The organism is Nocardioides sp. zg-1308, from assembly GCF_013155375.1.
In the GTDB taxonomy this organism is placed as follows: domain Bacteria; phylum Actinomycetota; class Actinomycetes; order Propionibacteriales; family Nocardioidaceae; genus Nocardioides; species Nocardioides renjunii.
Window position 1 is genome coordinate 2,608,748 of the sequence record NZ_JABJQY010000002.1, and the last position, 14,018, is coordinate 2,622,765.

12 protein-coding genes are annotated in these 14,018 nt (G+C 73.9%); 8 read left to right on the plus strand and 4 right to left on the minus strand.

The window, feature by feature from the left end:
- The first annotated feature begins 101 nt into the window (after window positions 1-101).
- The gene (locus HN031_RS14355) at window positions 102-620 is read left to right on the plus strand and encodes a DUF4870 domain-containing protein (RefSeq protein ID WP_216652141.1); all 519 of its coding nucleotides are present in this window, start codon (window positions 102-104) and stop codon (window positions 618-620) included.
- Here HN031_RS14355 and HN031_RS14360 read toward each other — a convergent pair.
- Window positions 613-1,377 carry a hypothetical protein gene (locus tag HN031_RS14360; RefSeq protein ID WP_172270939.1) on the minus strand — a complete coding sequence of 255 codons (765 nt, stop codon included), beginning with the start codon at window positions 1,375-1,377 and terminating at the stop codon, window positions 613-615. The genes HN031_RS14355 and HN031_RS14360 overlap by 8 nt on opposite strands.
- Window positions 1,378-1,531: 154 nt before the next feature.
- Here HN031_RS14360 and leuS point away from each other — a divergent pair, with 154 nt between their 5' ends.
- The 6 genes from leuS (at window position 1,532) to holA (ending at window position 11,028) form a co-directional block, all read left to right on the plus strand.
- Window positions 1,532-4,030, plus strand: coding sequence for a leucine--tRNA ligase (gene leuS, locus HN031_RS14365; RefSeq protein WP_172270941.1), 2,499 nt, complete (start codon window positions 1,532-1,534; stop codon window positions 4,028-4,030).
- A 29-nt stretch (window positions 4,031-4,059) separates the two neighbouring features.
- Complete coding sequence (locus HN031_RS14370) at window positions 4,060-4,959, plus strand: DegV family protein (RefSeq protein WP_172270943.1); 900 nt, start codon at window positions 4,060-4,062, stop codon at window positions 4,957-4,959.
- A 177-nt stretch (window positions 4,960-5,136) separates the two neighbouring features.
- Window positions 5,137-6,753 (plus strand): RDD family protein, encoded by a 1,617-nt coding sequence (locus HN031_RS14375; protein WP_172270945.1) that lies wholly within the window; start codon window positions 5,137-5,139, stop codon window positions 6,751-6,753.
- A 144-nt stretch (window positions 6,754-6,897) separates the two neighbouring features.
- Window positions 6,898-7,758: a ComEA family DNA-binding protein gene (locus HN031_RS14380; protein WP_172270947.1), complete on the plus strand. Its 861-nt coding sequence runs from the start codon at window positions 6,898-6,900 to the stop codon at window positions 7,756-7,758.
- Between the two features lie 3 nt (window positions 7,759-7,761).
- Entirely contained in the window at window positions 7,762-10,029 is a 2,268-nt protein-coding gene (locus tag HN031_RS14385; protein ID WP_172270949.1) for a ComEC/Rec2 family competence protein, read from the plus strand.
- A 12-nt stretch (window positions 10,030-10,041) separates the two neighbouring features.
- Window positions 10,042-11,028: a DNA polymerase III subunit delta gene (gene holA, locus HN031_RS14390; protein WP_172270951.1), complete on the plus strand. Its 987-nt coding sequence runs from the start codon at window positions 10,042-10,044 to the stop codon at window positions 11,026-11,028.
- Between the two features lie 60 nt (window positions 11,029-11,088).
- On the opposite strand, the gene rpsT is transcribed toward holA, so the two are convergent.
- The 3 genes from rpsT to HN031_RS14405 form a co-directional block, all read right to left on the minus strand.
- On the minus strand, window positions 11,089-11,349 hold the full coding sequence (gene rpsT, locus HN031_RS14395; RefSeq protein ID WP_172270953.1) for a 30S ribosomal protein S20: 261 nt from the start codon (window positions 11,347-11,349) through the stop codon (window positions 11,089-11,091).
- 154 nt (window positions 11,350-11,503) lie between these two features.
- Complete coding sequence (locus HN031_RS14400) at window positions 11,504-12,448, minus strand: hypothetical protein (protein WP_172270955.1); 945 nt, start codon at window positions 12,446-12,448, stop codon at window positions 11,504-11,506.
- Window positions 12,445-13,395 (minus strand): phosphotransferase, encoded by a 951-nt coding sequence (locus HN031_RS14405; RefSeq protein WP_172270957.1) that lies wholly within the window; start codon window positions 13,393-13,395, stop codon window positions 12,445-12,447. Before HN031_RS14405 ends, HN031_RS14400 begins: the two co-directional genes overlap by 4 nt.
- 84 nt (window positions 13,396-13,479) lie before the next feature.
- Here HN031_RS14405 and HN031_RS14410 point away from each other — a divergent pair, with 84 nt between their 5' ends.
- Window positions 13,480-14,007 (plus strand): GNAT family N-acetyltransferase, encoded by a 528-nt coding sequence (locus HN031_RS14410; RefSeq protein WP_172270959.1) that lies wholly within the window; start codon window positions 13,480-13,482, stop codon window positions 14,005-14,007.
- Window positions 14,008-14,018: the final 11 nt, after the last annotated feature.

The following is a 14,018-nucleotide window of genomic DNA, read 5'->3' on the forward strand; positions in this document are numbered from 1 at the left end:
GACCCGACCCTGATCACCCCCTTGGAGCGCGTGATCCGCGCGCCTCGGCGTGGGAGGCTTGTCGCATCGCAGGGCACCCGGCCCACCGAGGAGTGAGTGAGATGTCCGACCAGTACCCGCAGCACCCGCAGGACCCCGCCGCGCAGGGCCAGCCGTCGTACGGCCAGCCGACCTTCGGCCAGCAGCCCTACCAGCAGCCTTCCTCCCAGCCACAGGGCACCTACCGGCAGGCGCCGGCCACCATGTCGCCCGAGGACGAGCGGACGTGGGGCGCGATCAGCCACGCCGGCGCCGTCGTCGCGATGATCTGCTCGGCCGGCTTCCTCGGCTTCCTGGCCTCGATCGCCGTCTACGTCATCCAGAAGGACCGCGGCCCCTTCGTGCGGGCGCACGCCGCCAACTCGATCAACGTGCAGATCTCGATGTTCATCTGGCTGGTCGTCGCCGCGGTGATCTACGTGGTCCTCGGCATCGTCACCCTCGGCATCGGGTTCGTGGTGTTCCTGCCGGTCTTCGCCGTGCCGCTGGTCGTCGCCGGCGTCCTGCACGTGATCGGGGCCGTCAAGGCCTACAACGGCGAGTGGTGGAACCCGCCGTTCACCCCCCAGCTCGTCAAGTGAGGCGGGCCAGCACCCCGTCCTGCCACGCGAACGCCGCCCGGGCCCGGACCGCGAGGTCCGGGCCGGGCAGCAGCGCCTCCACCCGCTCGGCGTAGCCGGCCGGCAGGTCGGTGCGCAGGTAGCGCAGCCCGTAGTCGTGCCGTGCCGGGCAGTGCTCGATACGCAGCAGCCGCACCAGCGGCTCGACCGCCAGGCGCAGGTGCAGGGTCGTCGCCTCGGCGAGGTCGCCGCGCGCGAGCGCCCGCTCGACCAGCCAGGCGGCGGTCTGGCGGCGTGCCGCCGTCTGCTGGACCGCGTACCGGCGCTGCGCCTCCAGCTCGGCCTCGTCGTCGTCCTCGAGGACGAGCCGACCCTCCGGGTCGTGCAGCACGACGGGGACGCCGTGGCGACGGGTGTCCATCGTGAGCCGTTCGGGCATCGTCTGCACGACCAGGTCGACGAGCCGCGTGGGCCGGCTGAGGTCGGCCGCGTCGGGCTGGAGGTGCACGAAGCACTGCCGGCCGTCGGGCCACGTCGCCTCGGGCAGCTCCCACACGTGGTCGACCTGGAGCTCGTGCCGCGCGAGCGCCAGCACGGCGTCGTACGTCGCGGCCGCGTCGCCGCTGCACCAGGCCTCCACGTCGAGGTCGGAGTGCTCGTCCCAGCCGCCGGTGACGGCCGATCCGTTGACGACGACGACCTGCAGCGCGGGCACCTCCTCGGGGAGCCGGCCGAGGAACGCGAGCACGTCGTCGTACCTGCTCAGGTCGGCAGCCATGGATACGAGTATGCTGGCTCTCGTGCACCAGGACCTGCTCCTTCCTCAGCCGCGCTGACCAGTCCCACCGGACCGGCACGCGGCTACCCCTCCATGTGAGGGGTTTTTTCATGTCCGACCCCGCTTCGCCCGCAACTGCCCCAGAGGACCAGCCATGACGACCGACACCGGAGCCCACGACCCGAGCGCCACCGAGCGCGCGTCGTACGACATCGAGGCCACCGAGACGAAGTGGCAGCGCGTCTGGGGCGAGCTCGAGCCGTTCCGCGCCGACGACCACAGCCCGCGCGAGAAGCGCTACGCGCTGACGATGTTCCCCTACCCCAGCGGTGACCTGCACATGGGCCACGCCGAGGTCTTCGCGCTGCACGACGTGGTCGCGCGCTACTGGTGGCAGCGTGGCTACGAGGTGCTGAACCCGATGGGGTTCGACTCGTTCGGCCTGCCGGCGGAGAACGCCGCGATCCGCAACGACGAGCACCCCGACACCTACACGCGCGCCAACATCGCGCGCTCGATCGAGTCGTGCCAGAGGTACGCCGCCTCGTTCGACTGGTCGCGCACCTTCAACACCTCCGACCCGGAGTACTACCGCTGGACGCAGTGGCTGTTCCTGAAGTTCTACGAGCGCGGCCTGGCCTACCGCAAGAACAGCCCCGTCAACTGGTGCCCGCAGGACCAGACCGTGCTGGCCAACGAGCAGGTCGTCGGCGGCTTCTGCGAGCGGTGCGGGGCGGAGGTGACCAAGAAGGAGCTGACGCAGTGGTACTTCAAGATCACCGACTACGCCCAGGAGCTGCTGGACGGTCTGGACGAGCTCGAGCCCACCTGGCCGGACCGCGTGGTCACCGCGCAGCGCAACTGGATCGGCCGCTCCGAGGGCGCGCACGTCACCTTCGCGCTGCACGCCGCCGACGGTGAGCGCGAGATCGAGGTCTACACCACCCGACCCGACACGCTGTACGGCGCGACGTTCATGGTCGTCGCGGCCGACGCCGCGCTGGCCGGGGAGATCGTGCACCCGGACCGCGCGCAGGCACTGGCCGACTACCTGGTCGAGGTCCGCAAGGCCTCCGACATCGACCGGCTGGCCACCGACCGCCCGAAGACCGGCGTCGACCTGGGGATCACCGCGACCAACCCGGTCTCGGGCGAGGAGATCCCGGTGTGGGCGAGCGACTACGTCCTGGCCGACTACGGCACCGGTGCGATCATGGCCGTGCCCGCGCACGACCAGCGCGACCTCGACTTCGCCCGCGCCATGGACCTGCCGGTGCGCCGCGTCATCGACACGGGGGAGGACGACCCGGAGGAGACCGGGGTCGCCACCTCGGGCGGCGGCGCCTACGTGAACTCGGGGGAGCTGGACGGCCTGAGCGACAAGGTCTCGGGGATCCGCGCCATCATCGAGCGGCTGGAGGCCGACGGGCGCGGCTCCGGTGCGGTCAACTACCGCCTGCGCGACTGGCTGATCAGCCGTCAGCGCTACTGGGGTCCGCCGATCCCGATCATCCACTGCCCGGTCGACGGCGAGGTCCCCGTCCCCGAGGACCAGCTGCCCGTGACGCTGCCGATGCTCAAGGGCAGCGACCTGAAGCCGAAGGGCACCTCGCCGCTCGGTGGCGCCACCGAGTGGGTCAACGTGGAATGCCCCACGTGCGGGGGCCCGGCCACGCGCGACACCGACACCATGGACACGTTCGTCGACTCGTCCTGGTACATGTTCCGCTACTGCTCGCCCCACGAGGACGACCGGCCGTTCGACACCGAGGTGGTCAACGCCTGGATGCCGGCCAACCTCTACGTCGGCGGGGTGGAGCACGCCGTGCTGCACCTGCTCTACGGACGCTTCTTCACCAAGGTGCTCAACGACATGGGCCTGGTCGACTTCCGCGAGCCGTGGTCGGCCCAGCTCAACCAGGGCTTCGTGATCAACCAGGGCAAGAAGATGAGCAAGTCGCTGGGCAACGGCGTCAACCTGGGGGACCAGCTCGCGGCCTTCGGCGTGGACGCCGTGCGGCTGACCCTGGTCTTCGCGGGTCCGCCGGAGGACGACATCGACTGGGCCAACATGTCGCCCGACGGGTCGCTGCGCTTCCTGCAGCGGGCCTGGCGGCTGTCCGGCGACGTCACCTCCGCCCCGGGCGTCGACGTGTCGACCGGTGACGTCGCGCTGCGGCGTACGACCGCGCGGACCGTGCACGACGCGGCCGAGCTGGTCGAGAACTACCGCTTCAACGTGATGGTGGCCCGGGTGATGGAGCTGGTCAACGCCACCCGCAAGGCGATCGACTCCGGCTGCGGTCCGGACGACCCGGCCGTGCGCGAGGCGACCGAGGCGGTCGCCGTGCTGCTGTCCCTGGTCGCGCCCTACACCGCGGAGGAGATGTGGGAGCGGCTGGGCCACCAGCCCACCGTCGTCCGCGCCGGCTGGCCGGCCGTCGACGAGGCGCTGCTGGTCGAGGACACCGTCACCGCCGTCGTGCAGCTCAGGGGCAAGGTCAAGGCGCGCCTCGAGGTGTCCCCGGACATCACCGAGGCCGACCTGGAGGCCGCGGCCCTGGCCGACGCCGGCGTGCAGCGGGCCCTCGACGGCGAGACCGTGCGCAAGGTGGTCGTGCGGGCGCCCAAGCTCGTGAACATCGTCGTCTGAGGAGCGTGACGGCCGCTAGGGTCGCCCCCATGTCCCAGGTCGAGCCCCCGGTCGATCCGCGAGCCGTGCCCAGCGTCGCGGTGGTCACCGACTCGACCGCGAGCCTGCCCGCCGACCTGGCGGCGGACCGCGGCATCCGGGTCGTGCCGCTGCAGGTCGTGATCGGCGCGAGGGTGCTCGACGAGGGGCCGGACGGCGCGACCCCGGAGGTCGTCGCCTCGGCGCTGCGCGAGTTCGTGCCGGTCAGCACCTCCCGGCCGGCGCCCGCGCTGTTCGTGCAGCTCTACCGCGAGCTCGCGGCCGCCGGGGTGGAGGAGGTCGTCTCGGTGCACCTGTCCCGCGAGATGAGCGGCACCTTCGAGTCCGCCCAGCTCGCCGCTGGAGAGGTGGACCTCCCGGTGCACGTCGTCGACACCGGCCAGGTCGGCATCGCCACCGGGTTCGCCGCGCTGACCGCCCTCGACGTGCTCGAGGCCGGCGGCAGCGCGCAGGAGGCCGCCGAGGCGGCGCGGTCGCGCGGGCGGGCGGCGACGTCGTTGTTCTACGTCGACACGCTGGAGTACCTCCGTCGCGGCGGGCGGATCGGCGCGGCCGCTGCCATCCTCGGCAGCGCCCTGTCGGTCAAGCCGCTGCTCGAGATCGTCGACGGCAAGGTGGCGCCCCGCGAGCGCGTGCGTACGGCGTCGCGAGCGCTCGCCCGGCTCGGCGAGCTCGCCGTCGAGGCCGCGGGCGACCAGGCCGTCGACGTCTGCGTCGCGCACCTGTCCAACGCGGATCGCGCCGAGGAGCTGACCGCGATCCTGTCGGAGCGGCTGGCCGACGGCCTCGAGGGCCGCGAGGTGATGTGCGGCGAGCTCGGTGCCGTGCTCGGCGCGCACGTGGGACCGGGCATGGTCGCCGTCTGCGTCTCGCCCCGTCCGGACGCCTGACCCGCGACCTGACGTCCGCAGGACACCCTCCGCAGGACACCCTCCGCAGGACACCCGGAACGGGTGACCCCGGAGCCTGAGTTGCGTGCCACCCTCGGGGACCACGCGGGCGTGCCGGCGGCGCGACCCTCGCGCCGGACGCACCGGACGTGCGCCCGTCGAGCTCTGGAGGTGCCGATGGCGTCAAGGCTCGGCCGGCTCGCGGGGCAGGTCACCGATCGGGTCGTCCAGACAGTCGACCCGGACATCGTGCTGAGCGCCGTGGACATCAACGCGCTGCTGGCCCGGGTGGAGATCGACACCCTGCTGGACCGGATCGACGTGCACCGGCTGCTGGACCGGGTCGACCCGAACTCGGTGATCGCCCGGGTGGACGTCGACGCCGTCCTCGCGCGCGTCGAGCTCGACCCCGTGCTGGGCCGGGTCGACGTGACCGCGCTGGTGACCCGCGTGGACCTCGACACGATCCTCCAAACGGTCGACCTCGACCGCGTCCTGGCGGGAGTGGACCTCGACGCGCTGCTGGCGCGCGTGGAGCTGGACCCCGTGCTGGACCGCATCGACGTCAACCGGCTGCTGGAGGGTGTCGTCCTCGACCGGCTCCTCGCCCGCGTGGACCTGACCGCGCTGCTGACGAACGTCGACCTCGACCTCGTGCTCGACAAGGTGGACCTCGACCGCGTGCTCGGCAGGGTGGACCTCGACCGGGTCGTGGCCGGGGTGGACCTCGACGGGGTGCTGGACCGCGTCGACGTCAACGCGGTGCTGGACCGGGTGGACCTGGACCGGGTGCTCGGCAAGGTGGACGTGGACCGGGTCGTGGCCGAGGTGGACCTCGACGCCGTGCTGCGCCGGGTCGACGTCAACGCGGTGCTGGACCGGGTCGACCTCGACTCGGTGCTCGACAAGGTGGACCTCGACCGGGTCGTGGCCGGGGTGGACCTCGACGCCGTGCTGCGCCGGGTCGACGTCAACGCGGTGCTGGACCGGGTCGACCTCGACTCGGTGCTCGACAAGGTGGACCTGGACCGGGTGATTGGCAAGGTGGACCTGGACCGGGTGCTCGACAAGGTGGACCTGGACCGGGTCGTGGCCGGGGTGGACCTCGACGCCGTGCTGCGACGCGTCGACGTCAACGCGGTGCTCGACCGGGTCGACCTCGACCGGGTCCTCGCACACGTCGACGTCGCCCAGCTGGTGGAACGGGTCGACGTCGCCGCGATGGTCAGGGCGAGCACGGGCCAGGTGGCCGTGTCCGTGCTCGACCGGGTCCGCGTCACGGCCGCGTCGCTCGACACCGGTGTGGACCGGGGCGTGGAGCGGGTACGGCCCGGCGCTGACGCTGACCGGTCGACCACCAGCGGACCGGTGGCGAGGGCCCTCGGCGCCCTGGTCGACGTCCTCACCGTCAGCGGCACCTTCGCCCTGGGGTGGGCCGCGACGGCCGTGCTGGTGGACGCCTTCACCCGCCGCCAGCTCGGCAGCCAGGACGGCCTCGTCGCGGGCGTCGCCTTCGCCGTCTGGTGGTTCGTCTACACGACCGGGTGCGTCGCCGTCGCCGGTCAGACGGCTGGGAAGTGGCTGGCCGGCACCCGCGTCGTACGGACCGACCGGACGCCGGTGTCGGCGCGGCAAGCCGTGGTGCGCACCCTGGTCTTCCCCGTGAGCTGCCTGCTGGCGGGGCTCGGCCTGGTGGGCATCCTCGTCGGACGGGATCACCGCGCCCTGCACGACCTCGCGGCCGGGACGGTCGTCGTACCCGACGGGGATGTCCTGCTCCGCACCGCGGTCTGACGCCTCGGGCTGCGTCATACGAACCCGCACGCATGCGCACGGATCGGGATGAACGCTCAGGTGGAGTGTGGGACGCCGGGTCTCTCTCCACAGATCGGCGAACGCCCCTGTCGGAGGGGGTGCCGGCGTTCCTAGCGTGGAGGCATGCGCCGATCCCAGTCCTCCTCCGAGCACGCCGAGGCGGTGTCGAGGCGACTGGCGACGCTCAGCGCCGAGCTCGCCGCCGTGCGCGGCGACCCCGGCGACCCCGGCGACTACTCGTCGGCGCACACGCGCGTCCGCGAACGTCCCGAGGCGGCGGCCCCCGCCCCGGCGCCGGTGGTGCTGCCGGTGCCGGGGCGTCACGCCTCGCGACGGCTGCGCATCGGCGGGCTGCAGCTGGGTCCGGTGCACCTCGCCGTGGTTGCGGTCGTGGCCGCGGCGGCGGTCGGGCTGGCGGCGTGGTGGTCGGTCCGGGACCAGGCGGAGGTGGTCCCGGTCGCCCCGGTGTCGTCGGCGCCCTCACCGCTGACCCCGCTCGCCTCGGACGGCGGCGCCGACGCGCCCGGCTCCACGGGGACCGGTGACCCCGGCGCGACCACCGAGTTGGTGGTCGACGTGGCGGGCAAGGTGCGCCGACCCGGCATCGCGGTGCTGCCACCCGGCTCCCGGGTCGTCGACGCCCTCGAGGCGGCCGGCGGCGCGAACCGCGGGGTCGACCTCACCGGCCTCAACCTCGCCCGTCCGCTCGTCGACGGCGAGCAGATCCTCGTCGGCGTGGCACCGGCGGCCGGTGTGGCCGGCACCCTCGGTACGCCGACCCCGCCGGGCGGGACCCTGGTCAACCTCAACACCGCCGACCGGGCGGCCCTCGACACGCTGCCCGGGGTGGGCCCGGTGACCGCGGACGCCATCCTGGCCTGGCGCGACGCCCACGGGGGCTTCACCTCCGTCGACGAGCTCCTCGAGGTCGACGGCATCGGCGAGGCCACCCTCGCCGACCTCGCGCCGCTCGTCACCCTCTGAGCCGTGCCTGACCTCCGCGCGCTCACCCTGGGTGCGGGTGCCTGGGTCGGAGCCCTGCTCGTGCTGCTGCTGCCCGGGTGGGTGGCCCTCGCGGTGGTGGTGCTGGTCGCGTCGGCGGCGGTGCTCGGGGTCGCGCGTCGGCTGGTCGCTCCCGGCTGGCTGGGACCGACCGCGGCGCTGGTGGCGGTGGCGGGCGTGGCGACCCTGCAGCAGACCCTGGTCGCCACCTCGCCGCTGGCGGCCCTGGCCGAGGAGGGGGCCGTCGTCTCGCTGCGTCTCGAGGTCACCTCGGACGTACGCGTCGTCGCCGGCCGCTTCGGCGACCTGCAGGTCGCGCAGGCCAGCGTCTCCCGGGTCGAGGGGCGGGGGAGCGCGTGGTCGCTCGACGCGCCGGTCGTGGTGATGGCCGACGCGGACTGGCCGCGCCCGCCGCTCGGCACGTCGCTGGAGACCGCGGCGCGGCTGGTGCCCGCCGACGGCGACGTGGCGGCACTGGTGCGTCCCACCGGTGAGCCGCGGGTGGTCGCCGAGCCGGACGTCTGGTGGGACGCCGCCGCAGCCGTACGCCGGTCGGTGCGGGCCGCGGTCGAGCGCCGCGACGCCGACGCCCGCGAGCTCGTGCCGGCGCTCGTCGTGGGCGACGACGGCGGTCTCGACCCGGCGCTCGCCGACGACTTCCGCACCACCGGCCTCACGCACCTGCTCGCCGTGAGCGGCACCAACCTGACGCTCGTCGTCGGCTCCGTGCTCGTCCTCGGCCGGTGGCTCGGCGTGCGCGGGCGGTGGCTGCACGCGCTGGCGGCCGTCGGCATCGTCGGCTTCGTGATGACGGCCCGCGCCGAGCCCAGCGTCGTACGCGCCGCGGCGATGGGCGCGGTCGCGCTCGTCGGCATGGGCGCCAACGGGCGCTCGCGCGGCGCCCGCGCCCTGGGCGTCGCCGTCCTCGGTCTCCTGCTGGTCTGGCCGCGGCTCGCCGTGACACCGGGGTTCGCGCTGTCGGTGCTGGCGACCGCCGGCATCCTGCTGCTCGCGCCGCCGTGGCGGGACGCGCTGATGCGGTGGACGCCGCGGTGGGTGGCCGAGGCGGTGTCCGTGCCGTTGGCCGCCCAGGTCGCCTGCACCCCCGTGGTGGCGGCGCTGTCGGGACAGGTGAGCCTGGTGGCGGTCGGCGCCAACCTGCTGGCCGCACCGGCCGTCGCGCCCGCCACGGTCCTCGGCCTGGCGGGCGGCCTGCTCGGACTCCTGTGGGCGCCGCTGGGCGTCCTCGTGGCCGCTCCGGCCGCCTGGTCGGCCGCGTGGATCATCGCGGTGGCACGGCGCGGGGCGGACGTGCCGACGGCGGCCGTGGACTGGGGCACCGGTCCCGTGCCGCTCGCGGCCCTCACGGCCCTGTGCGTGGCGGCCGTGCTCGTGGCACCGCGGCTGCTGGGCAGGCCGGCCTCCGCGATGGCGTGCACGGGGCTGCTCGTGGTGGTGATGCTGGTGCGGCCACCGACCCCGGGCTGGCCGCCACGCGGGTGGGTGCTGGCGGTGTGCGACGTGGGGCAGGGTGACGGCCTCGTGCTGCGCGCCGGCGACCACGACGCCGTGGTGGTGGACGCCGGGCCCGAGCCGGCGCCCATGGACGCCTGCCTCGACCGGCTGGAGGTGACCTCGGTGCCGCTGCTCGTGCTGACCCACTTCCACGCCGACCACGTCGGCGGGGTGGCCGGGGTCGTGGACGGGCGCCGGGTGGGCACGATCGAGGCGACCGGCCTCCTCGACCCCGCCGCGGGCGTGCTGTCGGTCGAGGACGCCGTGGGCCGCGACCCGGCGCTGTCGGCGTACGGCGCGACGCGGGTGGTCGGCGACGTCACCCTCCAGGTGGTGTGGCCGCGGCCCGACGGGAGCGGGACCGACCCGAGCGAGAGCGCGCCCAACAACGCCAGCGTGGTGCTCGTGGCCGAGGTGTCGGGAGTGCGCATCCTGCTGACCGGGGACGTGGAGCCGTCCGCCCAGGCGGCCCTGGCGCGCGAGCTGCCGGGGCTCCGCGTCGACGTCCTGAAGGTGCCCCACCACGGCAGCCGGCACCAGGACCTCGACTGGCTCGCGTCGCTCGGCGCCCGGCTGGCGCTGGTGTCGGTGGGCGAGGGCAACGACTACGGCCACCCGGCCCCCGACCTCCTCGCCGCGCTCACGGCAGCCGGCGCGCGCACCTGGCGCACGGACCTGTCCGGCGACCTCGTGGTGGTGGAGCGGGAGGGCGGGGTCGGTGTCGTCGCCCGCGGATAGAGTTGCCGCACCATGGCACGCACCCCCTCCGCCGCGCAGGTCCTCGGCCACGTCGTCCTCGTGACGGGCAAGGAGGAATACCTCTCCGCGCGCACCGTCGCCTCGGTCCGCGAGGCCGTGCGGGCCCACGACGCCGAGGCCGAGCTGGCCGAGTCCGCGGCGTCCGACCTGACGCTGGCCTCCCTCGGGGAGATGTCCGCGCCGTCGCTGTTCTCGACCGTGCGGTGCGTGGTCGTGCGGGGCCTGGAGGACCTCCCCGACGAGTCGGTCGACGGCCTGCTGTCCTACTGCGCCGCCCCGGCCGACGACGTCGCGCTGGTGCTCGTGCACTCCGGCGGGGCGAAGGGCAGCGGCGTGCTGACCAAGCTGCGCAAGCTGTCGGCCGTGACCGAGGTGAAGTCCGAGGAGGTCCGGGCCAACGAGATGCCCGGCTTCGTGACCTCCGAGGTGGCCTCGCGCGGTGCCAAGATCACCTCCGACGCCGCGACGTTCCTCGTGCAGGCGGTGGGCAACGACCTCCGCTCGCTCGCCGCGGCCGCCGACCAGCTCACCAACGACTACCCCGGCGAGCAGCTCACCGTCGAGAAGGTCCAGCGCTACTTCGGTGGACGCGCGGAGGCCAAGTCCTTCACCGTCGCCGACGCCGCCTTCTCCGGCAAGCGCGCCCTGGCGCTCGAGGAGCTGCGCTGGGCGCTCGACACCGGCACCGCCGCGGTCCTGGTCACCTCGGCCATGGCGGCCTCGGCCCGCAGCCTCGCGCGCTACCTCGGCTCCTCGCGCGGCGCCCGCGACGCCGACCTCGCCCGCGACCTGGGCGTCCCGCCGTGGAAGGTCCGCACCGTGCGCGACCAGTCGCGGTCGTGGAGCCCCGAGGGCATCGCCGCGGCGGTCCGGGCGGTCGCGGTGGCCGATGCGGACATCAAGGGCCAGGCCCACGACGCGTCCTACACGCTGGAGCGCCTGGTGCTCACCGTGGCCGGGCTGCGCGACTCCCGTTGAGGTCCCCGAAATGCGAAAACACCCGCCACGTGGGCGGGTGTCTTGCTCAGCAGGCCCGGGTCAGAGCGACGCGGCCTTCTTGGCGATCGACGACTTGCGGTTGGCCGCCTGGTTGGAGTGGATGACACCCTTCGACGCGGCCTTGTCGAGCGCGCGCATCGCGTCGCGGCCGGCAGCCGCAGCGGCGTCCTTGTCACCGGTCTCCGACAGCTCGCGGAACTTGCGGACCGCGGTCTTCAGGCGCGACTTCACGGCCTGGTTGCGCTGACGGCGCACCTCGTTCTGCTTGTTGCGCTTGATCTGGGACTTGATGTTCGCCACGTGTGGATCCTCGGATGCTCGAACTGGTCAGGAAAAGGAAGTCTCGTGCTTGTCGGCTGCCTGGCAACCCCCCAGATGCAGGAGAGGGTCGGGTGCCGGACATGCAGGGAGAAACACTACCGCCACGCGTGCCGCCCGCCCAAATCGTTCGAGGTCAGCGGCCGGTGCGGCGTGCGACGGCCTCCAGCATGCGCCGCGACTCGCGGATCCGGAAATCGTTGAGCGTCGGCAGGTTGACGTCGACCGCGACGACCGAGCGCACCGCCATGTGGGCGGCGAAGCCGGCGAGGAAGGCCGTCACGGCGTCGTCGCCGGCCGCAGCGAGGGCGGGGGAGGACCCGGCCGAGTCGTCGAACCACGGCTCGTCGACGCGCTCCATCCGGGCGAGCAGGGGGTCCACCCACGCCGGTCCCCGCGCTGCGAGGCCCCAGTCGAGGAACACCACCTCGCCGCCGGGGCGACGCAGCAGGTTGTCCACCCGGATGTCCCAGTGCGCCAGGTGCGACATCGGTCGGGCCGCGTGGTCGCGGAGCACCTCTGCCCAGCCGTGGGGATCGCCGCGCAGCCAGTCGGGCACCGGGGCCGCGGCGGGTGCGTCCGCGAGCGTCGCGAGGCAGTCGGCCCACTTGCGGAGGACGAGCGCGACGTCCACGAGGTCGAGCGACGCGGGGACGGTGCGCTGCTGCAGGACGGCGGAGAGCCGGTCGGCGCCCACGAGCACCGCCTCCAGCTCGCCCGCGTCGGCGAAGTCGGGGTGCCGGCCTTCCACGTCCTCGATCAGCAGAGCCACCCAGTCGCCGTCGTCGTACGACGCCCGCAGGCCCGCCCACAGCTCGTGCTCGCCGAGGTGGCCCAGGACGCCCACCTCGCGGCGGAACAGGCGCGGGGTGTCGGGGTTGAGCCCGGCACCGACGGCCTTGACGAACGCACGCGTGCCGTCGGCGCACGTGAGCCTGGTGGCGCAGCCGGGCGACATGCCGCCCACCTGCTCGGCGACCGCCACCACCGGCGAGCCGAGCTCGCGCTCGACCCAGTCGCGGACGCCGGCCGGCACCTCGGCGTACAGCAGGCGTACGCCGACCGCACGCGGTGCCGTCACGACCAGCCCTGCCGCTCCGCGAGCCAGTCCCAGCACACCTCGCCCTGCCAGCGCTGGTGGGCGCGGATGTGGGGGGAGGTCGAGGGGACCGGCAGCTCGCACTGCGTGAAGAAGTAGCCGACGTAGAGCGCGAGGTTGACGTCGAGGGCCTCGGGGTCGACGTCGCGCAGCAGCCGGCGCCCGGCGATGACGGCCTCCACGTCGAGGCCCTCGCCGCGCGGCCCGATGAGGGCGGCGAAGGAGTCGAACCAGGCGGCGCCGCGCACCGGCCAGTTCCAGTCGCACACGAGCGCGCGGCCGTCCGGGTCGATCAAGACGTTGTCGGAGCGGATGTCGGTGTGCACGAGCGTGTCGCCGCCGACCACCTCGGCGTAGCGCCGAGCCAGCGCCTCGGCCTCGGCCAGGCGGTCCGGGTCGAGGTCGGTGCGGGTGGCCCGCAGGGTCGCCCAGCCCTCGAGCAGCGGGGCGAAGTCGGCCTCGGCGGTGTCAAGGCGGAGCTCGGCCGGAGGCGGGGTCAGCGCGTCGGCCGCCTCCTCGAGCGAGTCGAGCAGCGCGTCCAGGTCGTCGGCCTGCCAGGGTCGCTGCGGCAGCCGGGCGGCGACGTACTCGATGCCCAGCACCACCCAGTCGTCGTCGAGGTGCCACAGCAGGCGGGGCGCCGGCACGGCCGGCGGCAGGGCGGCGAGCTTGCGCGCCTCCTCGCGGTAGCTGTCGGCGAACATCCGCTGGGCCTTGACCGACGCCGCCTTCACGAAGTGCCGCGAGCCGTCCTCGCAGACCAGGACCGAGGCGAACCCGGGGGTGAAGCCGCTGGTCTGGGAGATCGCCCGCACGACCGGCGAGCCGCACTTGCGCTCGATCCACGCCCGCAGGTTGGTGGGCAGGAACGCCCACTCGAGCCGGCGCGCGGTGGCGGTGTGCGGGACGGGGTAGGGAGCGACGGGCATGCCGCGCATCCTTCCCCACGCCCGCCGGACGGACGACCCGATATCCGCTGGAGCCGCGTGGCCGGGAGCGGCGAGACTGGCGCCATGCCCGAGCTCGTGCTGCCCACCACTGCCGTCCGTGAGTCCTTCCTCGAGGCGATGGATGAGTTCGTCGCCGAGGGCGTCGAGCGCAGCCAGACCGCCGCCTGGATCGACACCCACGCGCCGAGGTGGTCGCAACCGGACACGTTCGAGACCTTCGTGCGGGCCGTGCGGGCCGACGCCGAGGAGGACAGCCCCCGACCCGAGTGGCACGTGCCCTGCACGACCCTGTGGTGGATCGACGGCGACTCCTACCTCGGCCGGCTGGCGATCCGCCACCGGCTCAACGACTTCCTGCTCGACGTGGGCGGCCACATCGGCTACGACGTACGTCCCTCCCGCCGCCGCGAGGGGCACGCGACCGCGATGCTGCGGGCCGCGCTGCCGTGGGCGCGGCGGCTCGGCATCGACCCGGCCCTCGTCACCTGCGACGTCGACAACCACGGCTCCATCCGGGTGATCGAGGCCGCCGGCGGGGAGCTGGAGGACGTGCGGGGCGTGAAGCGCCGCTACTGGGTGCCCACCGCCTGACGTCCGGCCCG

Coding starts and splice junctions, on each gene's coding strand:
- HN031_RS14355 (WP_216652141.1), top strand. CDS start 102: ATGTCCGACCAGTACCCGCAGCACCCGCAGGACCCCGCCGCGCAGGGC.
- HN031_RS14360 (WP_172270939.1), bottom strand. CDS start 1,377: ATGGCTGCCGACCTGAGCAGGTACGACGACGTGCTCGCGTTCCTCGGC.
- leuS (WP_172270941.1), top strand. CDS start 1,532: ATGACGACCGACACCGGAGCCCACGACCCGAGCGCCACCGAGCGCGCG.
- HN031_RS14370 (WP_172270943.1), top strand. CDS start 4,060: ATGTCCCAGGTCGAGCCCCCGGTCGATCCGCGAGCCGTGCCCAGCGTC.
- HN031_RS14375 (WP_172270945.1), top strand. CDS start 5,137: ATGGCGTCAAGGCTCGGCCGGCTCGCGGGGCAGGTCACCGATCGGGTC.
- HN031_RS14380 (WP_172270947.1), top strand. CDS start 6,898: ATGCGCCGATCCCAGTCCTCCTCCGAGCACGCCGAGGCGGTGTCGAGG.
- holA (WP_172270951.1), top strand. CDS start 10,042: ATGGCACGCACCCCCTCCGCCGCGCAGGTCCTCGGCCACGTCGTCCTC.
- HN031_RS14405 (WP_172270957.1), bottom strand. CDS start 13,395: ATGCCCGTCGCTCCCTACCCCGTCCCGCACACCGCCACCGCGCGCCGG.
- HN031_RS14410 (WP_172270959.1), top strand. CDS start 13,480: ATGCCCGAGCTCGTGCTGCCCACCACTGCCGTCCGTGAGTCCTTCCTC.